Raw genomic sequence first — 19,918 nt, forward strand, 5'->3', positions numbered from 1 at the left:
CAATCGCATCGGGCTTTTTCCTTGGCCGCGCGCGCCCCGACGATCAGAACGAAATCATCCGCCCCGGGTTGAGCGCGCTCATCACGCTCATCGCGGCCTTCGCCGCGGGGATGGCGATCGGCGACAACTGCCGGCCGAGCGGAATCTCGCGATGGTCGATACCGGTCAGCATCGAGAAATCGTCGTTGCGGCCCACGAAGTCGTCGCAGATCGCCTTGCCGATCCGCACCGTCTGCGCGACGCCATGACCGCTCCAGCCCTGCACCATGTACATCGGCACGCGGCCGTCGGTCTTGCGGCTGTCGGTCGCGCCGTTCAGCGTGAAATCGCTGACGCCGCTCCAGCAGTAGTCGAGCGCGAACCGGCCGTCGATCTGCGGAAACACGGTGTTCAACCGCGTCAGCAGATACGCGTTGACGTCCGGCTGCGCCCAGCACGTGCCGGTGCCCTGCCCGCCGAACAGCAGGCGGTTGCCGCGCACCGGCCGGTAGTAGTCGATCTGGAACTGCGTGTCGTACACGGGCATGCCGGCCGGCAGCAGCGTCGCGACGTCGACGTCGAGCGGCGCCGTCACGCTCACGTAGGTAAAGAACGGCACGGTGGTCGCCGCGCCGTCGTCCAGCAGCCGGAACGTCGTGTTGTGCAGCGCGAGCACGACGCCCTTGCGCGCGGTGATCGTGCCGCCCGGCGTCGTCGCGACGACGCCGGCGGGCGTCTCGTCGAGTTCGCGTACCTCGGTACCCTCGAACAGCGCGCCGCCGTTCAGCCGGAAGCCGTGCACGAGGCCGCGCACCAGCGCGAGCGGGTGAATCTGCCCGCCGATCGCGTCGATCGCCGCGCCGTGATACAGCCCGGAGCGCACGTATTCGTCGTGCAGCTGATGGCGGCCGACGAGCGTCACGCCCGCGTCGCCGAGATGGCGGCGCGCATCCGCGCCGTCGAGCAGCGCGCTCATGTGGCCCGGGTGGACCGCGGCCGTCACGTGGCCGCGCTTGCGGTCGAGTTCGAGCGCGTAGCGCGCGCCGATCGCATCGATCAGGTCCATCGACTCGGCCGACGCGAAGCGCCACAGCCGCTTCGCGTCGTCGTGCGACAGGTGGTCGATCATGTCGGCCGCTTCCCAGCGCGCGAGGCCGGGCGTCAGTTGGCCGCCGTTGCGGCCCGACGCGGCCGAGCCGACGTGGTGCTTGTCGACGAGGATCGTATCGACGCCCGCTTCCGCGAGATGCAGCGCGGCCGACGCGCCGAGCAGCCCGGCGCCGATCACCAGCACGTCGCACACGGCATCGTGCGCGAGCGGCGCGCTGTTTTCATGGCGCGACAGCGACGCCTCGTACCAGTTGGCCGGGCGTTCGCCGTCGTAGCGGGCCGGCTCGCACCAGTTCCAGTTGTCCTTTTCGATGTTCAGTTGCGTGGGTTCGAAACGCGATTCGCCCTGGATCAGGGGTCGGTTGTTGGAAGTCATGATTGCACTTGCATGGTCTTGGGCCGCCAGTCGAAGAGCCTTCTGGCTTCGCGGGTGGGGCAGCCGGTTCCACATGGGTGTCAACGAGAAGAAGGGGCACGATGGCCCGTGTTGACGGCGGGCACGCTCGTGCCGCCTGGATCCCGGACTGTGCGAAAGCACGTATTGAAAGGTGCCGGGACACCCAATTTCTACACCGCAGAAATAATTCTACAGTGTAGAATAAGCTTTCGTCAAGCTGACAACCGGCATCGTACCGGCGTCTCGGTCCCCCTCGATGAAAGACAAACCCGCCCAAGGCCCGCGCGGCCTCGACAAGGACGCGATCGTCGCGGCCGCGCTCGCGCTGCTCGAAGAAGTCGGCGAAGCCGCGTTCAGCGTGCGCAAGCTCGCGCAGTCGGTCGGCTGCGACCCGATGAGCGTGCTGTATCACTTCAAGTCGAAGGACGGCCTGAGCCGTGCGATCGCGAACGCGCTGTCGCGCTCGCTCGTGCCGGTCGACGCCGCGCAGCCGTGGCGCGAACGGCTGCGCGATCTCGCGCGCCAGTACCGCGCGCTCGCGCTGCGCTACCCGGCCGCGTTCGCGCTGCTGCAGCGGCACATGAGCACGGGCCCGGCCGATCTCGCGCACATCGAGGCCGTGCATCGCGCACTGGCCGACGCCGGCATCCCGCGCGCGGCGCTGCCGTCGGTATGCGTCGGCTGGTATGCGAGCGTGATCGGGCTGGCCGCGGCCGAGGCCGGCGGCCTCACGCGCGCCGCGAACGACGTTGAACTCGCTGAGATGGAAGCGCTGCCCGACGCCGGACACCCGCTCGTCAAGGCGGCCGCGCCGCTCTATGCGCAGCTCGATCCGGGCACCGTGCACGACACGATGCTCGACGTGCTGCTCGACGGCATCGCACAACGCGCGGGCGGCGCGACCGACCCGCGCGGCTGAAACGAAAAAGGCACCCGAGGGTGCCTTTTTCGTTGTCGCCTGACGATTGCGGCGAACCGCGCTCAGTGCTGCTGCGCGGTGCCGATCTTCAGCATGACCTGATCGACGATCTGTTCGGGCGTCAGCTCGATGCTGACCTCGATCGCTTCGTCCGGGCCCGGTTCCTCGAGCGTGTCGAGCTGGCTCTTCAGCAGCGACGGATCGAAGAAATGGCCGGTGCGGCTCTTCAGGCGCTCGTGCAACACCTCGAACGAGCCCTTCAGATACACGAACCGAACGTCGGTGTCGGTGCCGCGCAGCACGTCGCGGTACGACCGCTTCAGCGACGAGCACGTGAACACGGCCGTCTCGCCGGCCCGCTGCTTTTCCTCGATGGCCGCGCGAATCGTGCGCAGCCACGGCCAGCGGTCTTCATCGGTCAGCGGAATGCCGTGATGCATCTTTTCCTTGTTCGCCGCGCTGTGAAACGCGTCGCCATCGGTATAGCTGCACGACAGGCGTTCCGCCAGCATTTCGCCGATCAGCGACTTGCCCGCGCCCGACACGCCCATTGCGATCAGAATCATTGACTACCCCTTGTTACAGAACCATGCTCAGCAGCAGCGTGAAGCTCAGACCCAGCACCGAGATGATGGTTTCGAGCAACGACCAGGTCTTGAACGTCTGACCGACCGTCATCCCGAAGTATTCCTTGATCAGCCAGAAGCCGCCGTCGTTCACGTGCGAGAAAATCAGCGAGCCCGAGCCCGTGGCGAGCACCAGCAGTTCCGGGCTGACCGTCGTGCCGGCCGCCGCCGCGATCGGCGCGACGATGCCGCAGGCCGTCGTCATCGCAACCGTCGCCGAACCCGTCGCGAGACGCATCAGCGCCGCGACGAACCAGCCGAGCAGCAGCGGCGACAGATGCGCGTGCTTCGCGGTTTCGACGATCTGCTGCGAGATCCCGCTGTCGCGCAGGACGCCGCCGAAGCCGCCGCCCGCGCCGACGATCAGCGTGATGCCGGCGATCGGCGCCAGGCACTCGCCGCAGAACTTCTGGATCTGGTCGCGGTTGAAGCCCTGCAGCTTGCCAAACGTGAAGAAGCTCACGAGCACCGCGATCAGCAGCGCGACATCCGAGTTGCCAGCGAAGCGCAGCAGGTTGTTCGGCAGCGACTTCGGCGTGAACACCAGGTCGGCCCAGCTGCCGACGAGCATCAGCACGACGGGCAGCAGGATCGTGAACAGCGTGATGCCGAAGCTCGGCAGTTCGCGCTTGCGGCCGTCCGTGCTCGAATCGACGAACTGCGAAGCGAGCGGGTTGTTTTCCGGCAGCTTCACGAACTTCGAGATCATCAGCGCGAACAGCGGGCCCGCGATGATCGCGGTCGGCACGCCGACGATCAGGCCGAACGCGATCGTCTTGCCGATATCGGCGCCGTATTGCTGAACGGCGAGCAGCGCGGCCGGGTGCGGCGGGATCAGGCCGTGCACGACGGACAGGCCGGCCACCATCGGCAGGCCGACGACGAGCAGCGACTTGCCGGTGCGCTTCGCGACGTTGAACGCGATCGGGATCAGCAGCACGAAGCCGACTTCGAAGAATACCGGCAGGCCGACGATGATCGCGACGAACATCATCGCCCAGTGGATGTTCTTTTCACCGAACCAGTCGATCAGCGTGGTCGCGATCCGTTCGGCGCCGCCCGATTCGGCCATCATCTTGCCGAGCATCGTGCCGAGGCCGACGACGATCGCGATGTGGCCGAGCGTGCCGCCGGTGCCCGTCTCGAACGACTTGACGATCTTGTCCATCGGCATGCCGACGACGAGGCCGAGGCCGAGCGAAACGATGATCAGCACCAGGAACGGATAGATCTTGTAGCGCGCGATCATCAGTATCAGCGCCACGATCGCGATCAGCGTGAATACGAGCAGCATGCTGCCTTGGACAGCCCCCATGTGGACTCCTCCTAGAATTGTTCGAACCGGGCGAGCTGTTGCGAGTATGCCCGGCTATGCAGGTCTCCGAAACACGGGCGGTACCCACCCCGTCAGGACGCTGAATTTTACTTATCTTTACGGTTCGCGGATAGAACCGGTTCCATCAGCAAAAACCCTCGGTAAAACAAGCACTAAGCGCTTGCTTCCCGAGGGTCAAACCTTCATTTCGTACAAGTTTTAGCGGGGCAGCTGGCTCGCTGCTTGCGCGAGGCGCGTGACTTCGGCCCAGTCCTGCGCGGCGAGCGCGGCCTTCGGGGTGAGCCACGAGCCGCCGACGCACACGACGTTCGGCAGTTTCAGGAAATTCGGCGCGGTGTCGACCGTGATGCCGCCGGTCGGGCAGAACTTCAGCCCCGGGAACGGGCCGTGGAACGCCTGCAGCATCGGCACGCCGCCTGCCTGCTGCGCGGGGAAGAACTTCACGATGTCGTAGCCGAATTCGAGCGCCTGGATGATGTCGCTCGGCGTCATCACGCCCGGCAGCAGCGGCAGGCCCGCGTCGAGCGACGCGAGGTGCAGCTCTTTCGTCAGGCCCGGCGACACGCCGAACTTCGCGCCCGCGCGCTTCGCCTGCGCGCAGTGCTCGGGCTTCGTGATCGTGCCGACGCCGACGACGATGTCGTCCGCGAGCTGGCTCGCGCGCTGGATAGCTTCCAGGCCGGCCGGTGTGCGCAGCGTGATCTCGAGCACCTTCACGCCGCCTGCGTGCAACGCACGCGACACGTGTTCGCCCTGCTCGACCGAGTCGAATGCGAGCACCGGAATGACCGGGCCCAGCTTCACGATTTCAGCAATCGTCTTCATTGAATTGACTCCTTCCTTGAAATTCATGCGGCGACGTGGGCGGCCGTTTCGCCGACCAGCGCGCCGAAAACCGATGCGCCCTGCTCGGCCGGCGCGGCGGCCGCGCGGAACACGCCGAACAGTTCGCGCCCGAAACCGACCTCGTTCTCGGCCTGGTGCTGCGGCTGCGCGACCGGGCGCGCGTGCCACTCGGCGGCATCGACCTCGATGTCGAGCACGCCGGCCTCCGCGTCGATCACGAGCGTATCGCCCGTCTTCACCTTGCCGAGCGGGCCGGCCAGCAGCGCTTCCGGCGACACGTGGATCACGGCCGGCACCTTGCCCGACGCGCCCGACATGCGGCCGTCGGTGACGAGCGCGACGTGGAAGCCCTGATCCTGCAGCACGCCGAGCAGCGGCGTCAAACGGTGCAGCTCGGGCATCCCGTTCGCGCGCGCGCCCTGGAAGCGCACCACCGCGACGAAATCGCGCTTCAGCTCGCCGCGATCGAATGCTTCCTGCACGGCTTCCTGCGAATCGAACACGATCGCGGGCGCGGTCACCTTTCGGTGCTCCGGCGCGACCGCCGAAATCTTGATCACGCCGCGGCCGAGGCGCCCCTGCATCAGACGCAGGCCGCCGTCCGGCTGGAACGGGTCGCGGATGCCGCGCAGCACCTTGGTGTCGTGGCTTTCGGCCGCGCCGTCGACCCACGCGAGCTTGCCGTCGATCAGCTTCGGCTCCTTCGTGTAGTGCGACAGCCCACGGCCGGCGACCGTCGTCACGTCCTCGTGCAGCAAGCCGCCCTCGAGCAGGTTGCGCACCAGGAACGCGACGCCGCCTGCCGCGTGGAAGTGGTTCACGTCGGCCTTGCCGTTCGGGTAGATCTTCGCGAGCAGCGGCACGACGGCCGACAGTTCGTCGAAGTCGTTCCAGTCGATCAGGATGCCGGCCGCGCGCGCGATCGCGACGAGGTGCAGCGTATGGTTGGTCGAGCCGCCCGTCGCGAGCAGCGCGACGATCCCGTTGACGATCGCCTTCTCGTCGATCACGTGGCCGATCGGCGTGTAGTGGCCGCGCTCGACGGTCAGGTCGAGCACGCGACGCGCGGCCTCGGCCGTCAGCGCGGTGCGCAGCGGCGTGTGCGGATGGACGAATGCCGAGCCCGGCAAGTGCAGCCCCATCAGCTCCATCAGCATCTGGTTGCTGTTCGCAGTGCCGTAGAACGTGCAGGTGCCGTGGCCGTGATACGCGGCCGATTCGGCTTCGAGCAGCGCGTCGCGGCCGACCTGGCCGGTCGCGAACTGCTGGCGGATCTTCGCCTTGTCGTCGTTCGACAGGCCGCTCGTCATCGGGCCGGCCGGCACGAAGATCGTCGGCAGATGGCCGAACTGCAGCGCACCGATCAGCAGGCCCGGCACGATCTTGTCGCAGATGCCGAGGCAGAGCGCCGCGTCGAACATGTTGTGCGTAAGCGCGATCGCCGTGCCCATCGCGATCGCTTCGCGCGAAAACAGCGACAGCTCCATGCCCGGGTTGCCCTGCGTGACGCCGTCGCACATCGCCGGCACGCCGCCCGCGAACTGCGCGACACCGCCGTTCTCGCGTGCAGCCGCCTTGATGATGTCGGGGAAATCCTTGTACGGCGCATGCGCGGACAGCATCTCGTTGTACGAGGACACGATGCCGATGTTCGGCTCGCGGATCGCCTTGATCGCGAACTTGTCGTTGCCCTCGAGCCCCGCGAAGCCGTGCGCGAGGTTCGCGCACGACAGCGCGCCGCGCGCCGGGAACTTGCCTTGCGCGCCGTCGATGCGCTGCAGATAGGCGGAACGGGTCGATTGGCTGCGGGCGATCACGCGTTCGGTGACCTTCGCCAGGGTGGGATGCAGCGACGTCATGCTGGGCGCTCCTGTATGCCGGCCGACACCGGCGGTTGGAATCGTGGGGACGGTCGAACATGTCGACAGAACGAAGCCAGTCTAGTAGAAAAACTACAAGCGCGCAATGTGGATTCATCACCTCGCAACCCTCATCCCCGCCACCAGCAAGGCGAGACCTAGTGAAAACCCTAATTATCCTCACCAGAATCATCGAGAAGGCGCTAGTATTTTCCTGTAGATTTTCTACAATTCGATTGCGATACACTCGCTCATCCGAACCCGATTTCCGCCTGCCGTCCCATGCTGCCCCGCATTGAAGCGATCCGCGCCGAGTTGCGCCCGTCCGAGCGCAAGCTCGCCGACTACATCCTCGCCGCGCCGCGCGAGGTTCTCGACCTCGCGATGACCGAGCTGTCGACGCGCGCGGGCGTCAGCCAGCCGACGATCGCCCGCTTCTGCCAGGCGCTCGGCTGCAGCGGTTTTCGCGAGTTCAAGATCCGGCTTGCGCAGAGCGTCGCGCCGGGCGTGTCGTCGGTGTACCGCGACGTCGAGCCCGACGAACCGGCGCCCGGCATCATCGGCAAGGTGTTCGACCGCACGATCGGCGCACTGATCGAGGTGCGCAACAGCCTGTCCGCGGGCAGCGTCGCGGATGCGATCGCGCTGCTGTCGAACGCGTCGCGCATCGAGTTCTACGGCGCCGGCGGCTCGGGCATCGCCGCGCAGGACATCCAGCACAAGTTCTTCCGGCTCGGCGTGCCGAGCGTCGCGTATTCGGATCCGCACACGTTCTCGATGTCGTCCGCGCTGCTCGGGCCGCACGACGTCGTCGTCGCGATCTCGAACACCGGCCGCACGCGCGACATCGTCGACGCCGCGCGCTCCGCGCTCGCGTGCGGCGCGAAGGTCGTCGCGATCACGCAGAGCCATTCGCCGCTCGCGAAGCTCGCGACGGTGAGCCTCGCGTCGAACGTCGCGGAGGAAACGGACGTGTTCTCGCCGATGACGTCGCGGATGTCGCATCTCGCGATCGGCGACATCCTCGCGGTCGGCGTTGCGCTGTCGCGCGGCCCCGCGCTGATGGAACGCGTCGGCCGCGCGAAAGAGGCGATCACGCGGCGCCGGATCGACGACGCGAAGGATTGAGCCGGCATCGCGCGAAACGGCACGTCAACGAAAAACGGCGCCCCGAAGGGCGCCGTTGCGCAGGTTCCGGCGGCGGCACGCACGCGCCGGCCGCATCGCTCAGAACGGCTTGATCACGACCAGCGCGACCGCCGCGAGCATGCCGAGCACCGGCAGCTCGTTGAACACGCGATACCACTTGTCGGTGCGGCGGTTCTCGCCGCGCTCGAACACGCGCAGCAGGTGCCCGCAATACGCGTGATAGACGATCAGCAGCACCACCACCGTCACCTTCGCGTGAATCCAGCCCTGCCCCTGCCCGATACCGATCGACAGCCACAGCCACAGCCCGCAGGCCAGCGCCGGCACCGCGATCATCGTCATGAAGCGAAACAGCTTGCGCGCCATCAGCAGCAGGCGCCGCACGGCGGCCGGATCGGTCTCCATGGCCAGGTTCACGTAGATGCGCGGCAGGTAGAACAGCCCCGCGAACCACGCGGCGATCAGAACGATATGGAACGTCTTGACCCAGAGCATCGCCATCGGTTGTGTGCCTCGCTTTTTATTGGCGGCCTTCGCCGTGTCCGAGCACCACGTACTTCAGCGACGTCAGCCCTTCCAGGCCGACGGGGCCGCGTGCGTGCAGCTTGTCGTTCGAGATGCCGATTTCCGCGCCGAGGCCGAATTCGAACCCGTCGGCGAAACGCGTCGACGCGTTGACCATCACGCTCGCCGAATCGACTTCGCGCAGGAAGCGCATCGCGCGGTCGTGATCCTCGGTGACGATCGCATCGGTGTGATGCGAGCCGTAATGGTTGATGTGCTCGATTGCGGCGTCGAGGCCGTCGACGACCTTGATCGCGAGCACCGGCGCGAGATACTCGGTGTGCCAGTCTTCGTCGGTCGCGTCGACGAGCGGGCCGACGCCCGCATCGGCGAGCACCGCGCGCGCGGCCGCATCGACGCGCAGTTCGACCTGCTTGTCGCGATACAGCTTGCCGAGCGGCGGCAGCAGCGCCGCCGCGATGCCGCCCGACACGAGCAGCGTCTCCATCGTGTTGCAGGTGCCGTAGCGGTGCGTCTTCGCGTTGTCGCAGACGGTCAGCGCCTTGGCCAGATCGGCGCGATCGTCGACGTACACGTGGCAGATGCCGTCGAGGTGCTTGATCATCGGCACGCGCGCCTCGTTGATCAGGCGCTCGATCAGGCTCTTGCCGCCGCGCGGCACGATCACGTCGACGAATTCGGTCATCGTGATCAGCTTGCCGACCGCCGCGCGATCGGCCGTCGCGACGACCTGCACCGCGTCCTGCGGCAAGCCGGCCGCCGCGAGCCCTTCGCCGATCAGCTTCGCGAGCGCCGCGTTCGATTCGAGCGCTTCGGAGCCGCCGCGCAGGATCGTCGCATTGCCCGACTTCAGGCACAGCGCGGCCGCGTCGATCGTCACGTTCGGGCGCGATTCGTAGATGATGCCGATCACGCCGAGCGGCACGCGCATCTGGCCCACCTGGATGCCGCTCGGGCGGTACTTGAGATTGCCGATCTCGCCGATCGGATCGGCCAGCGACGCGACCTGGCGCAAGCCTTCGACCATCGTCTTCAGTGCCTTGTCCGACAGCGTCAGGCGATCGACGAACGCCGCATCGAGCCCCTTTTCACGGGCACGGGCGACGTCGCGGGCATTCGCGTCCTTCAGCACCTGCGCATCGCGCTCGATCGCGCGGGCCACCGCGTCGAGCGCCGCGTTCTTGGCTGCCGTGCTGGCGCGCGCCATCGCGCGGGAAGCGTGCCGGGCGCGACGGCCCAGGTCGGTCATGTACTGATCGATATCCATCGTGTGACTCGAGAAGCGCGCCGCGCTGGGCGGCATGAATTCGTGGGAAAGCGTGGGCGGCGGCGGCCGGAGAGCCGCGCCAGCCATCGAAACATTGTAAGCGGGTTGCGCAGCGTGCGCTGAAGGCCCGAACGGGACTTAGCGTCGCACGCGACCCGCGGTCGGCGGTCGTTCGCCGCGCGCGCCGGCCACCGTCATCGCGAGCTGGAACAGCCCGTCCCACGGATCGGGCGGCGGTTCGTCCTGCGTGCGGCGGCCCGGCACGACGGCCGTGAGCCCCTTGACCTGCCGGTCGAGCTTCGCGGCGAATGCGAGCGCCTTCTCGAGCACGGCTTCCGACACGCGGTTCAGCGCGGGGCCGATCAGCCGCTCGCGCGGCCCCCACACGCGGTTCTCGCGCAGCAGCGTGGCCAGCGGCTTGCCGGCCGTCGTGCCGCGCTTGATCCGCAGCAGCGTGCGCAGTTCCTCGACGACGGCCCACATCACGAGCACGATCGCCTCGCCCTCGCCCTTCAGCCCGTCGATCATGCGCGCGAGCCGCGCGGCGTCGCCGGCGAGCATCGCTTCGTTCAGCTTGAAGACGTCGTAACGCGCGACGTTCAGCACCGCGTCGTGCACCTGCTCGAACGACAGTGTGCCCTGCGGATACAGCAGCCCGAGCTTCTGGATTTCCTGGTGCGCGGCGAGCAGGTTGCCCTCGACGCGCTCGGCGATGAACTGCAGCGCGCGCCGCCCGTCCTCGCCCGGTGCGGCGCGCTGGCCCTGCATCGCGAGACGCTGGCCGATCCAGTTCGGCAGTTGCGCGCGGTCGACCGGATCGATCTTCAGCGCGACGCCGCCGTTCTGCAACGCGGTAAACCACGCGGATTTCTGCGTGGCCGCGTCGAGCCGCGGCAACGTGACGAGCATCAGCGCGTCGGGGTTCGGCGCGGCCGCGAGCGTCTTAAGCGCATCGGCGCCTTCCTTGCCGGGCTTGCCCGACGGAATGCGCAGCTCGATCAGCTGGCGCTCGCCGAACAGCGACATCGCCTGGGTCGCGCCGAGCAGCACGCTCCAGTCGAAGCCGCGCTCGACCGTATGCACCGATCGCTCGGTGAAGCCTGCCGCGCGCGCGGCCGCGCGAATGCGGTCGCACGCTTCCTGCGCGAGCAGCGGCTCGTCGCCGTAGACGGTATAGAGCCCGGCCAGCCCCTTCGCGAGGTGCGGCTCCAGCGCATCAAGTCGCAGTTGCATCGGTGCGTACGCCGTCGATCAGAGCGGCGGCGGCGGCAACGGCGCGCGCGGCGCGACGCCCGGCACCACGTCTTCCGGCGCCGGCGTCAGCGAATGGACGATCGCGAGACGCCGCATCAGCTGGTCGACCGCGTCGTTCTGCATGTCGCCGTACAGGATGTCGGCTTCCTGCGCCTTCGCGTTCGTGTACTGGTCGCTGTACGTCATCGCGCGGTTCAGCGCGATCGCGCTCGGCGGGATCAGCACGGTGCCGTCCTTGCTCGTCAGCGTGTAGTTCAGCGTGTAGAACAATGCGTATTCCTGCGCCGAGCCGTACTTGTTGAGCGTCAGCGTGTTCTGGCCACGCGACTCCCACATGCGCAGCACGGCATCGGCGTCGTCCGCCGACTTGACGATCTTCGTGTCGCTGCCGGCCTCGACGAGACGCACGAGCCGCGCCTCGACGGGCGCCGGCGCGCCGGCGATCAGCAGGTGCTTGAACGCGTAGTCCTGCTGGCCGCGCAACTGGAAGCCGCATGCCGACAGCGCGACTGCGCTGCCGACGGCGAGCATCAAAAACGATCTGCGGATCACCTTCGCTCCTTCTGGGTACGTCCGACGGCCGGCGGCCGTCAGACGACGATGTTCACGAGACGGCCCGGCACGACGACGATCTTCTTCGCCGGCTTGCCGTCGCTGAACTTCGCGAACGCGTCGTCCGCCACCGCCGCGGCTTCGATCGCGTCGCGGCTCGCGTCCTTCGCCACCTTCAGCGCGCCGCGCACCTTGCCGTTCACCTGCAGCACGAGTTCGATCTCGGCCTGCTCGAGCGCGGCCTCGTCGACCTTCGGCCACGGAGCGTCGAGCAGCGGGCCGAATTCGTCCGCGTAGCCGAGCGCCTTCCACAACTCGAACGTGATGTGCGGCACGACCGGGTACAGCACGCGCAGCAGCACGCCGTACGTTTCACGCAGCACGCCGGGCGTCGCGCCCTTCGCGCCGTCGATCGCGTTCAGCATCTTCATCGCGGCCGACACGACCGTGTTGTACTGCAGGCGCTGGTAGTCGAAATCGGCCTGCTTCAGCACGCTGTAGATCTCGCGACGCAGCGCCTTGTCGGCGTCGCCGAGCGCCGCCGCGTCGAAACCGGCGCGCGCGGCGAGCGCGTCACGATTGCCGGCGCCGAAGCTCCACACGCGGCGCAGGAAGCGGCTCGCGCCTTCGACGCCCGCACCCGACCACTCGAGCTGCTGCTCCGGCGGTGCCGCGAACATCGTGAACAGGCGCGCGGTATCGGCGCCGTACTGGTCGATCAGCACCTGCGGATCGACGCCGTTGTTCTTCGACTTCGACATCTTCTCGATGCCGCCGAGCACGACCGGCTGGCCGTCCGCATTCAGCGTCGCGCCGACCGGGCGGCCCTTGTCGTCGTGCGTGACCGTCACGTCGGCCGGGTTGTACCAGGTCTTCTTGCCGGAAGCGTCTTCGCGATAGAACGTCTCGTTCAGCACCATCCCCTGCGTGAGCAGGTTCTTCGCCGGCTCGCCGAACTTCACGAGGCCGAGGTCGCGCATCACCTTGGTCCAGAAGCGCGAATACAGCAGGTGCAGGATCGCGTGCTCGATGCCGCCGATGTACTGATCCATCGGCATCCAGTAGTCGGTGCGCGCGTCGACCATCGTGTCGGCGTCCGGCGCCGTATAGCGCGAGAAGTACCACGACGAATCGACGAAGGTGTCCATCGTGTCGGTTTCGCGCTTCGCGGCCGCGCCGCACTTCGGGCACGTGCAGTTCACGAATGCTTCCGACTTCGCGAGCGGGTTGCCCGAGCCGTCCGGCACGAGGTCTTCCGGCAGCACGACGGGCAGATCCTGCTCGGGCACCGGCACGTCGCCGCACGACGGGCAGTGGATGATCGGGATCGGCGTGCCCCAGTAGCGCTGGCGCGACACGCCCCAGTCGCGCAGTCGCCATGTGACCTGCTTGTCGCCGAAGCCGCCGGCGTTCAGGTCGGCCGCGACCGCGTCGACGGCTTGCGCATAGCGCAGGCCGTCGTACTTGCCGCTGTTCACGCAGACCGCGGTTTCCTTGTCGCCGTACCACTCCTGCCATGCGTCGAGCGAGTACTGCCGGCCTTCGGCCGCGATCACCTGCTTGATCGGCAGGTCGTATTTCTTCGCGAACGCGAAATCGCGCTCGTCGTGGCCCGGCACGCCCATCACCGCGCCTTCGCCATAGCTCATCAGCACGTAGTTGCCGATCCACACCTCGACCGGCTCGCCCGTCAGCGGGTGCGACACCGAGAAGCCCGTCGCGACGCCCTTCTTTTCCATCGTCGCGACGTCGGCCTCGGCGACACCGCCGCGCTTGCATTCGTCGATGAACGCCTGCAGTTCGGGCTTGCCCTGCGCAAGACGCGTGGCGAGCGGATGCTCGGCCGCGATCGCGCAGAACGTGACGCCCATGATCGTGTCGGCGCGCGTCGTGAACACGCGCAGCAGCTTCTTCTCGCCGTCGAGTTCGTACGGGAAGCCGAAGTTCACGCCGAAGCTCTTGCCGATCCAGTTCTGCTGCATGATCTTCACGCGCTCGGGCCAGCCGAGGCCGTCGAGGTCGTTCAGCAGCTCATCCGCGTACTGCGTGATGCGCAGGTAGTACATCGGGATCTCGCGCTTCTCGACGAGCGCACCCGAGCGCCAGCCGCGGCCGTCGATCACCTGCTCGTTCGCGAGCACGGTCTGGTCGACCGGGTCCCAGTTCACGGTGCCCGTCTTCTTGTACGCGATGCCCTTCTCGAGCATCTTCAGGAACAGCCACTGGTTCCACTTGTAGTAGTCGGGCTTGCACGTCGCGATTTCGCGCGACCAGTCGATCGCGAGGCCCATCGACTGCATCTGGCCCTTCATGTAGTCGATGTTGTCGTAAGTCCACTTCGCGGGCGGCACGCCGTTCGCCATCGCGGCGTTTTCGGCCGGCATCCCGAACGCGTCCCAACCCATCGGCATCAGCGTGTTGTAGCCGTTCATCCGCAGATAGCGGTACATCACGTCGTTGATCGTGTAGTTGCGCACGTGACCCATGTGCAGCTTGCCGGACGGATACGGCAGCATCGACACGCAGTAGAACTTCGGCTTCTGCGAATCTTCCTTCGTCTTGTAGGCATCGGCTGCGCGCCAGTCGCCCTGGGCGGCGGCTTCGACGTCGGCGGGTACGTATCTCTCGTGCATGGTGTGGTTCGGACTAGGCTTTAAGCGACGCGACGGCGCGCGCGCAGGAGTGGATCGAAAATCGTGCTTGCCCGGTGGACCTGCAGGTTCGCTGTTGCCGCACCTGTTCGCGGTTCCGGGCATTTTCCGGGTAACCCGCAGCATGGCCGGGCAGCGTGGAAAATTCCGGGTTACCTGAAAAATGCCTGCCAACCGGGAAAAACGTTGATTATACCGCCCGCACGGGCCCATTCGACCGGTCGTGCGGCGTGCGGCCCGATCCCGCGGCGCGGGCGGGCCCGCCGGATCCGCTCAGCGGCCGGCCGGCACGGCAGGCGCGGAACCGCCCGCCTGCGGCGGCACGTCGGTCACGAAGCCGATCCGCGAGAGGCCGGCGGCCTGCGCGGCGCCCATCACCTGCGCGATCACCTCGTAGCGGGTCGTGCGTGACGCGCGCAGCCGCAGCTCGGGCGGCGCACCGCCCGCGGCGGCGGCCCGGAAGCGCGCGGGCAGCGCGTCGAGCGCGACGGGCGCGTCGTCCCAGTACAGCTTGCCCGCGTCGTCGATCGACAGGGTGACGGATTGCGGCGTGTCGTGCACGACGCTGGCCGCGACCTTCGGCAGCTCGAGCCGGATCGCGTGCGTCATCAACGGCGCGGTGATGATGAAGATGACGAGCAGCACCAGCATCACGTCGATCAGCGGGGTCATGTTGATTTCCGCCATCGGCGCGGACGTCTTGTGGTGCTCGAGTCCGCCGAATGCCATGGTCGCTCCTCCGGAATGGGCGCGTCAGGCTGGCTGCGCGCACACGAACACGTGCAGGTCGCGCGCGAAGCCGTCGAGTTCCTCGGCGAGCTGCCGCACGAGCCGCCCGAGGATGTTGTAGGCGAGCACCGCGGGAATCGCGACGACGAGCCCGAATGCGGTCATGATCAGCGCCTCGCCGACCGGCCCCGCGACGTTCTCGATCTGCGCCTGCCCGCTCGCGGCGATGCTGCCGAGCGCATGGTAGATGCCCCACACGGTGCCGAGCAGCCCGACGAACGGCGCGGTGCTGCCGATCGACGCGAGCAGCACCTGGCCGAATTCGAGGCGCCGCTGCGAGCGCAGCATCGCGTGCCGCAACGCGCGCAGCACGCGTTCGCCGCGCTCGACGCGCGCGGCCAGCGCGGCCGGGTCGTGGTCGTCGGCCGCGTCGCGGGCAGCTTCGGCGAGCGGGACGAACACGCGCTCGCGATCGGCGCCGGCGAGCGCGGCAATGCCGGCGTCGAGCGTCGGCGCACGCCAGAACGCGGCGAGCGCGCGCGGCCCCTGCCGCTTCGCACGGACCAGCAGCCAGGCTTTCATGAGAAGGAAGCACCAGCTGGCGACGGACATCGCCAGCAGCACGTAGGCGACGGCGTGCGTGATCGCATCGCCGCTTTCGAGGTAGTGGACAACGCCGGTGGGTATCGCCATCGGAGTTTCCCCGTGGTGTCAGCGCAGGCCGAGGACGTCCTGCATGTCGAACAGGCCGGCGCCGCGCGCCGACAGGAAACGGACCGCGCGCAGCGCGCCCTGCGCATACGATACGCGGCTCGACGACTTGTGCGTGATCTCGATGCGCTCGCCGATCCCGGCGAACAGCACCGTGTGATCGCCGACGATGTCGCCGCCGCGCACCGCGGCGAAGCCGATCGACGACGGATCGCGTTCGCCCGTCACGCCGTGGCGGCCGTACACCGCGCAGTCGTCGAGCGAGCGCCCGAGCGCGCCGGCGACGGCTTCACCCATCATCAGCGCGGTGCCCGACGGCGCGTCGACCTTGTGGCGGTGATGCGCCTCGATGATCTCGATGTCGTAGCCGTGCGAGAAATGCTTCGCCGCGAATTCGAGCAGCTTCAGCGTGACGTTCACGCCGACGCTCATGTTCGCGGCGAACACGATGCCGATCTTGGCCGCCGCGGCCTGCAGCTCGGCCTTCTGCTCGGCGGTGAAGCCGGTCGTGCCGATCACGAGCTTCACGTCGTGGCGCAGCGCGGCCGCGAGATGAGCCATCGTGCCTTCCGGACGCGTGAAATCGATCAGGTAGTCGGCCTGCGCGAACACGGCGTCGAGGTCGGCGGTCAGCTTGACCCCGGTTTCCTTGCCGAGAAACGCGCCGGCATCCTGGCCGAGAAACGGCGAATCGGCGCGGTCGAGCGCGCCGACGAGCTGCGCGTCGGCATCGTTGAGAACGGCTTCGATCAGCATCCGGCCCATACGGCCCGATGCGCCGGCAATCGCAATCTTCATGGCTTTCTACACGACAGGTCTAAAGACGGGCGGCGCATGCCGCCCCGTTTCCGCACGCGGGCTTACTGCGCGGGCGCGGTGAGCGGCTGGTTCTGCAGCGTGTCGGAGCCTTGCGGGCCGACCGGCGGCGCTGCCTCGCTCGTCGCGTTCGGCGGCGGCGGACGATGGAACTGGAACTGCGGCTGGATCGCCGGCACCGCGCCCGGCGGCTGGCCGCCCGGCACCGGCGCACCGCCGGCAGCCTGGGTGGACGGCGCGAACCGGCGTGCGGCCGTGCCCTGACCCGACACCTGGTTGGTCGCGCGGTTCGCCGCGCGGGCCGCCTGCGCGTTCGCATCCTGGTCGACCGCCGCGCCGGACGCCGGCACGGCGGACGGGCTGGCGACCGCCTCCGGCGCGCTCGCCGCCGCCTGCGCGGCGCTGGCGGCGGCGGCAGCCTCGGCGGCCTTCTTCGCCGCTGCGGCCGCCTTCGCCTTCCTGCCGCCGCGATCGCCGTCGATGTCGGCCAGCAGATCGAGTTCGGAAGGCAGGTTTTCCGCCCCCGTCCAGCTCGCCACGCGATCGCCCGCGAACGTCACGACGAGATCGCGCTGCTGGACGACTGCCGTCGAGCCGCGCTTGAAGTAGAAGAGGTAATCCCAGCGATCGGCGTGGAACATGTCCGCCAGCAGCGGGGTGCCGAGCAGCGCGCGGACCTGCTCGCGCGACATGCCGACCTGCAGCTGCGCGGCCTTCTCCTGCGACACGAAGTTGCCCTGCACGACGGTGATCCGATAGGGGGTGATGCTCTGCGCGATGCGCTGCGTCACGCTGTCGTACGACGAACAACCAGCCAGCGCGGCAACGGCGGCGGCAGCGATGATGACACTCCGCATGCGGCTCCTCTGAAAGTGCGAAAGAGATTCTGGAATCATTTCCCTCACCGTGCAGGCCCGCGTCGCAGGCCGCGCGTGTTTCTGGAACGGCGAAAAGCCGGTAACATTGAAGCCCTGCATTGTACTCTAGGGATGCCTAGCCATGACCAATCCGACGGATCTCAAGAATATCGGGCTAAAGGCCACCCTACCGCGCCTCAAGATTCTCGAGATCTTCCAGCAAAGCCCGGTGCGCCACCTGACGGCCGAAGACGTGTACCGGAACCTGCTCAACGAGCAGCTCGACATCGGGCTTGCCACCGTCTACCGCGTGCTGACGCAGTTCGAGCAGGCCGGCCTGCTGTCGCGCAGCAACTTCGAATCCGGCAAGGCCGTGTTCGAACTGAACGAAGGCTCGCACCACGACCACCTCGTGTGCCTCGATTGCGGCCGCGTCGAGGAATTCTTCGACGCCGAGATCGAAGGCCGCCAGCAGGCGATCGCGAAGGAGCGCGGCTTCCGGCTCCAGGAGCACTCGCTCGCGATGTACGGTTCCTGCACGACCGAGAACTGCCCGCACCGCAAGCACTGATTCGCGCGATCCGCGCACGCAACACGGCCCGGACGGCATCTCGCCGCCCGGGCCGTGTTCTTTTCGGGATAGCGCCGCGCACACCGCCGCGCGCCACCGGCCTTCGACATCCCTTCCACGTACCCGTGCGCGCCGCCCCGACGGTCGCACGTACCGTCAGGCCGCGCAGGCCGGCTCGAACTCGAGCGCCCAGGCGCGCTCGAGCGGGATCTCGTCGCAATTCGGCTGCGCCCCGCCGCGATCGACGATCACGAAATCGCTGACCGCGTCGAGCGCGAGCAACGGATGGTGCCAGACGCCCTTCGCATAGTTCACGCCCTGCCAGCCTTGCGCGAGAAACGCGCGCATCGCGTCGGGCCGGAATTCGCCGGCCGGCGCGACGACGATCGCGTAGCGCGACACCGCCGCGAGCGGGATGAACGCCTGGCTGCCGTGCGGATGGCGCTCCATCAGCGTGATCGCGACCGGCAGCGCGCGCGGCTGCGCGCGAAATACGCTGACGAGCGGGCGGCCGCCGTCCGCGCACACGTCGATCGTCGCGAGGTCGTGGAAACGCTCGGTCGTGCCGCCGTTGATCGGGAAATGCCGCGCGCCTTCGAGCGCGATCACGTCGCCGAACGGCGCGAACGCTTCGCGGGTCAGGCGCTCGACGCGCAGGATAGGGGTTCCGCTCATGCCGTCGCCCTCCTTCAAGCCGGCTCGCCCCACAGACGCAGGCGCGACACGCCGCCGTCCGGGAAGATGTTGAAACGCACGTGCGTGACGGGGCCGAGCGCGGCCAGCTGGTCGAACGTGTGCACGTGGTCCATCTGCAGCTTCTGCTCGCCCAGCAGCTCCGCCCAGAACATCGCCTGCGTGACGAGCGAGTCGTCGGTGCCGCCCGCGACCCGCGCGGCCTGCAGCGAGCAGCGGTCGGGGAAGTTGCCCTTGAAGAACGCGGTATCGACCTCGACGCGCCGGATGATGCCCGGCCGCGCGAGCGCGACGATTGCCCAGTCGTTGCCGGGCTCGCGGCGGCGCCGCGTTTCCCAGCCGTCGCCCATGTTCGCGCCGCGCCCCGGCATCAGCATCTGCGAGGCCGGCCCGAAGTGCTGGTTGTTCGCCGCCACCAGGTAGCCGCCGTTCTCGATCGCCGCGAGATCGACGAGCTCGCCGGCCGGCACCTCACGCCAGTCGCGCTGCGGCTGGCCGTACACGCGCAGCCGTGCGAGCCCGCCGTCCGGATACAGGTTCACGCGCAGATGCGTATAGGGCTGCGCATCATCGACGCTCACGTAGTGGTGCGAATTGCCCTGCAGCGTGGTCGCCGGGACGATCGTGCGCCATTCGGCTGCGTCCGGCGGCGTGTCGCCCGCTGCGACGCACGCGTCGATCGACGCGGCCGGCGGGAAATTGCCGGTGAAGTGGCTCGTGTCGAGGTCGACGCCGTGGATCACGCCCGGCCGCGCGAGCCGCACCACGCAGAAGTCGTGGCCGGTCGTGCGCTTGCGGCGCGTTTCCCAGCCGTCCATCCACTTGCCGTGATCGTCGTACTTGCCGGGAATGAACACGGCCGGCTCGGGATTCAGCATGCGCTCCTTCGGCGCGAAGAATTCGTCGCTGGCAAAGAGCGCCTGCGCCCCGATGCGCGGGTCGGCGAGGTTCATGTAACGCCGCGTAAACGCAGGCGCGTTCGGATCGAGGATGGGGGCTGCCATGTCGTCTCCTGACTTTGGATGACGTGCCGGCGCGGCGAGGCGCCGGTCACGTGATGCGGTTGCGCGG

General features: G+C 67.9%; 19 protein-coding genes. 3 read left to right on the forward strand and 16 right to left on the reverse strand.

Features of this window, described 5'->3' with window-relative positions; translation table 11 throughout:
• Nucleotides 1–43 precede the first annotated feature (43 nt).
• Nucleotides 44–1,465: an NAD(P)/FAD-dependent oxidoreductase gene (locus tag HWX08_RS12210; RefSeq protein WP_069255768.1), complete on the reverse strand. Its 1,422-nt coding sequence runs from the start codon at nucleotides 1,463–1,465 to the stop codon at nucleotides 44–46.
• Between the two features lie 277 nt (nucleotides 1,466–1,742).
• Between HWX08_RS12210 and HWX08_RS12215 the strand changes: the two genes are divergently transcribed.
• A complete protein-coding gene (locus tag HWX08_RS12215; RefSeq protein ID WP_174922497.1) occupies nucleotides 1,743–2,405 on the forward strand; it encodes a TetR/AcrR family transcriptional regulator in 663 nt (220 codons plus the stop codon).
• Nucleotides 2,406–2,467: 62 nt separating this feature from the next.
• Here the strand turns inward: HWX08_RS12215 and HWX08_RS12220 are convergent, their stop codons facing one another.
• The 4 genes from HWX08_RS12220 to edd all read right to left on the reverse strand — a co-directional run bounded on the left by HWX08_RS12220 (nucleotide 2,468) and on the right by edd (nucleotide 7,072).
• Entirely contained in the window at nucleotides 2,468–2,971 is a 504-nt protein-coding gene (locus tag HWX08_RS12220) for a gluconokinase (protein WP_069255766.1), read from the reverse strand.
• A 13-nt stretch (nucleotides 2,972–2,984) separates the two neighbouring features.
• Complete coding sequence (locus HWX08_RS12225) at nucleotides 2,985–4,346, reverse strand: GntP family permease (RefSeq protein ID WP_069255765.1); 1,362 nt, start codon at nucleotides 4,344–4,346, stop codon at nucleotides 2,985–2,987.
• Between the two features lie 219 nt (nucleotides 4,347–4,565).
• Complete coding sequence (gene eda / locus HWX08_RS12230) at nucleotides 4,566–5,192, reverse strand: bifunctional 4-hydroxy-2-oxoglutarate aldolase/2-dehydro-3-deoxy-phosphogluconate aldolase (RefSeq protein ID WP_069255764.1); 627 nt, start codon at nucleotides 5,190–5,192, stop codon at nucleotides 4,566–4,568.
• Between the two features lie 23 nt (nucleotides 5,193–5,215).
• Nucleotides 5,216–7,072, reverse strand: coding sequence for a phosphogluconate dehydratase (gene edd / locus HWX08_RS12235; RefSeq protein ID WP_174922498.1), 1,857 nt, complete (start codon nucleotides 7,070–7,072; stop codon nucleotides 5,216–5,218).
• A gap of 282 nt (nucleotides 7,073–7,354) precedes the next feature.
• On the opposite strand from edd, the gene HWX08_RS12240 reads away from it, so the two are divergent.
• Nucleotides 7,355–8,200: a MurR/RpiR family transcriptional regulator gene (locus tag HWX08_RS12240; RefSeq protein ID WP_034206404.1), complete on the forward strand. Its 846-nt coding sequence runs from the start codon at nucleotides 7,355–7,357 to the stop codon at nucleotides 8,198–8,200.
• A gap of 99 nt (nucleotides 8,201–8,299) precedes the next feature.
• Here the strand turns inward: HWX08_RS12240 and HWX08_RS12245 are convergent, their stop codons facing one another.
• From HWX08_RS12245 to HWX08_RS12285, 9 genes are all read right to left on the reverse strand, one after another.
• Nucleotides 8,300–8,722 (reverse strand): CopD family protein, encoded by a 423-nt coding sequence (locus HWX08_RS12245; RefSeq protein WP_107312379.1) that lies wholly within the window; start codon nucleotides 8,720–8,722, stop codon nucleotides 8,300–8,302.
• 19 nt (nucleotides 8,723–8,741) lie between these two features.
• Nucleotides 8,742–10,013, reverse strand: a complete 1,272-nt coding sequence (locus HWX08_RS12250; RefSeq protein ID WP_069255762.1) for a glutamate-5-semialdehyde dehydrogenase — start codon at nucleotides 10,011–10,013, stop codon at nucleotides 8,742–8,744.
• A 138-nt stretch (nucleotides 10,014–10,151) separates the two neighbouring features.
• Complete coding sequence (gene holA / locus HWX08_RS12255) at nucleotides 10,152–11,246, reverse strand: DNA polymerase III subunit delta (RefSeq protein WP_069255761.1); 1,095 nt, start codon at nucleotides 11,244–11,246, stop codon at nucleotides 10,152–10,154.
• An 18-nt stretch (nucleotides 11,247–11,264) separates the two neighbouring features.
• Nucleotides 11,265–11,819 (reverse strand): LPS-assembly lipoprotein LptE, encoded by a 555-nt coding sequence (locus tag HWX08_RS12260; RefSeq protein WP_039361502.1) that lies wholly within the window; start codon nucleotides 11,817–11,819, stop codon nucleotides 11,265–11,267.
• 38 nt (nucleotides 11,820–11,857) lie between these two features.
• Nucleotides 11,858–14,452: a leucine--tRNA ligase gene (gene leuS, locus HWX08_RS12265; RefSeq protein ID WP_174922499.1), complete on the reverse strand. Its 2,595-nt coding sequence runs from the start codon at nucleotides 14,450–14,452 to the stop codon at nucleotides 11,858–11,860.
• 291 nt (nucleotides 14,453–14,743) lie between these two features.
• Nucleotides 14,744–15,199: an ExbD/TolR family protein gene (locus HWX08_RS12270; RefSeq protein WP_174922500.1), complete on the reverse strand. Its 456-nt coding sequence runs from the start codon at nucleotides 15,197–15,199 to the stop codon at nucleotides 14,744–14,746.
• Nucleotides 15,200–15,223: 24 nt separating this feature from the next.
• Entirely contained in the window at nucleotides 15,224–15,892 is a 669-nt protein-coding gene (locus HWX08_RS12275) for a MotA/TolQ/ExbB proton channel family protein (RefSeq protein ID WP_069255758.1), read from the reverse strand.
• 18 nt (nucleotides 15,893–15,910) lie between these two features.
• Complete coding sequence (gene dapB, locus HWX08_RS12280) at nucleotides 15,911–16,708, reverse strand: 4-hydroxy-tetrahydrodipicolinate reductase (RefSeq protein WP_069255757.1); 798 nt, start codon at nucleotides 16,706–16,708, stop codon at nucleotides 15,911–15,913.
• Nucleotides 16,709–16,770: 62 nt separating this feature from the next.
• Nucleotides 16,771–17,583, reverse strand: a complete 813-nt coding sequence (locus HWX08_RS12285; RefSeq protein ID WP_069255756.1) for an outer membrane protein assembly factor BamE — start codon at nucleotides 17,581–17,583, stop codon at nucleotides 16,771–16,773.
• A 142-nt stretch (nucleotides 17,584–17,725) separates the two neighbouring features.
• On the opposite strand from HWX08_RS12285, the gene fur reads away from it, so the two are divergent.
• On the forward strand, nucleotides 17,726–18,154 hold the full coding sequence (gene fur / locus HWX08_RS12290) for a ferric iron uptake transcriptional regulator (protein WP_034182711.1): 429 nt from the start codon (nucleotides 17,726–17,728) through the stop codon (nucleotides 18,152–18,154).
• Between the two features lie 156 nt (nucleotides 18,155–18,310).
• On the opposite strand, the gene HWX08_RS12295 is transcribed toward fur, so the two are convergent.
• Both HWX08_RS12295 and alc read right to left on the reverse strand, forming a co-directional pair.
• Complete coding sequence (locus tag HWX08_RS12295) at nucleotides 18,311–18,829, reverse strand: ureidoglycolate lyase (RefSeq protein WP_069257932.1); 519 nt, start codon at nucleotides 18,827–18,829, stop codon at nucleotides 18,311–18,313.
• Between the two features lie 14 nt (nucleotides 18,830–18,843).
• Nucleotides 18,844–19,851: an allantoicase gene (gene alc / locus HWX08_RS12300; protein ID WP_069255755.1), complete on the reverse strand. Its 1,008-nt coding sequence runs from the start codon at nucleotides 19,849–19,851 to the stop codon at nucleotides 18,844–18,846.
• Between the last annotated feature and the right edge of the window lie 67 nt (nucleotides 19,852–19,918).

This window comes from Burkholderia metallica, assembly GCF_902832845.1.
GTDB lineage: Bacteria > Pseudomonadota > Gammaproteobacteria > Burkholderiales > Burkholderiaceae > Burkholderia > Burkholderia metallica.

Coding starts and splice junctions, on each gene's coding strand:
- HWX08_RS12210 (WP_069255768.1), bottom strand. CDS start 1,465: ATGACTTCCAACAACCGACCCCTGATCCAGGGCGAATCGCGTTTCGAA.
- HWX08_RS12215 (WP_174922497.1), top strand. CDS start 1,743: ATGAAAGACAAACCCGCCCAAGGCCCGCGCGGCCTCGACAAGGACGCG.
- HWX08_RS12220 (WP_069255766.1), bottom strand. CDS start 2,971: ATGATTCTGATCGCAATGGGCGTGTCGGGCGCGGGCAAGTCGCTGATC.
- HWX08_RS12225 (WP_069255765.1), bottom strand. CDS start 4,346: ATGGGGGCTGTCCAAGGCAGCATGCTGCTCGTATTCACGCTGATCGCG.
- eda (WP_069255764.1), bottom strand. CDS start 5,192: ATGAAGACGATTGCTGAAATCGTGAAGCTGGGCCCGGTCATTCCGGTG.
- edd (WP_174922498.1), bottom strand. CDS start 7,072: ATGACGTCGCTGCATCCCACCCTGGCGAAGGTCACCGAACGCGTGATC.
- HWX08_RS12240 (WP_034206404.1), top strand. CDS start 7,355: ATGCTGCCCCGCATTGAAGCGATCCGCGCCGAGTTGCGCCCGTCCGAG.
- HWX08_RS12245 (WP_107312379.1), bottom strand. CDS start 8,722: ATGGCGATGCTCTGGGTCAAGACGTTCCATATCGTTCTGATCGCCGCG.
- HWX08_RS12250 (WP_069255762.1), bottom strand. CDS start 10,013: ATGGATATCGATCAGTACATGACCGACCTGGGCCGTCGCGCCCGGCAC.
- holA (WP_069255761.1), bottom strand. CDS start 11,246: ATGCAACTGCGACTTGATGCGCTGGAGCCGCACCTCGCGAAGGGGCTG.
- leuS (WP_174922499.1), bottom strand. CDS start 14,452: ATGCACGAGAGATACGTACCCGCCGACGTCGAAGCCGCCGCCCAGGGC.
- HWX08_RS12270 (WP_174922500.1), bottom strand. CDS start 15,199: ATGGCATTCGGCGGACTCGAGCACCACAAGACGTCCGCGCCGATGGCG.
- HWX08_RS12275 (WP_069255758.1), bottom strand. CDS start 15,892: ATGGCGATACCCACCGGCGTTGTCCACTACCTCGAAAGCGGCGATGCG.
- dapB (WP_069255757.1), bottom strand. CDS start 16,708: ATGAAGATTGCGATTGCCGGCGCATCGGGCCGTATGGGCCGGATGCTG.
- HWX08_RS12285 (WP_069255756.1), bottom strand. CDS start 17,583: ATGCGGAGTGTCATCATCGCTGCCGCCGCCGTTGCCGCGCTGGCTGGT.
- fur (WP_034182711.1), top strand. CDS start 17,726: ATGACCAATCCGACGGATCTCAAGAATATCGGGCTAAAGGCCACCCTA.
- HWX08_RS12295 (WP_069257932.1), bottom strand. CDS start 18,829: ATGAGCGGAACCCCTATCCTGCGCGTCGAGCGCCTGACCCGCGAAGCG.
- alc (WP_069255755.1), bottom strand. CDS start 19,851: ATGGCAGCCCCCATCCTCGATCCGAACGCGCCTGCGTTTACGCGGCGT.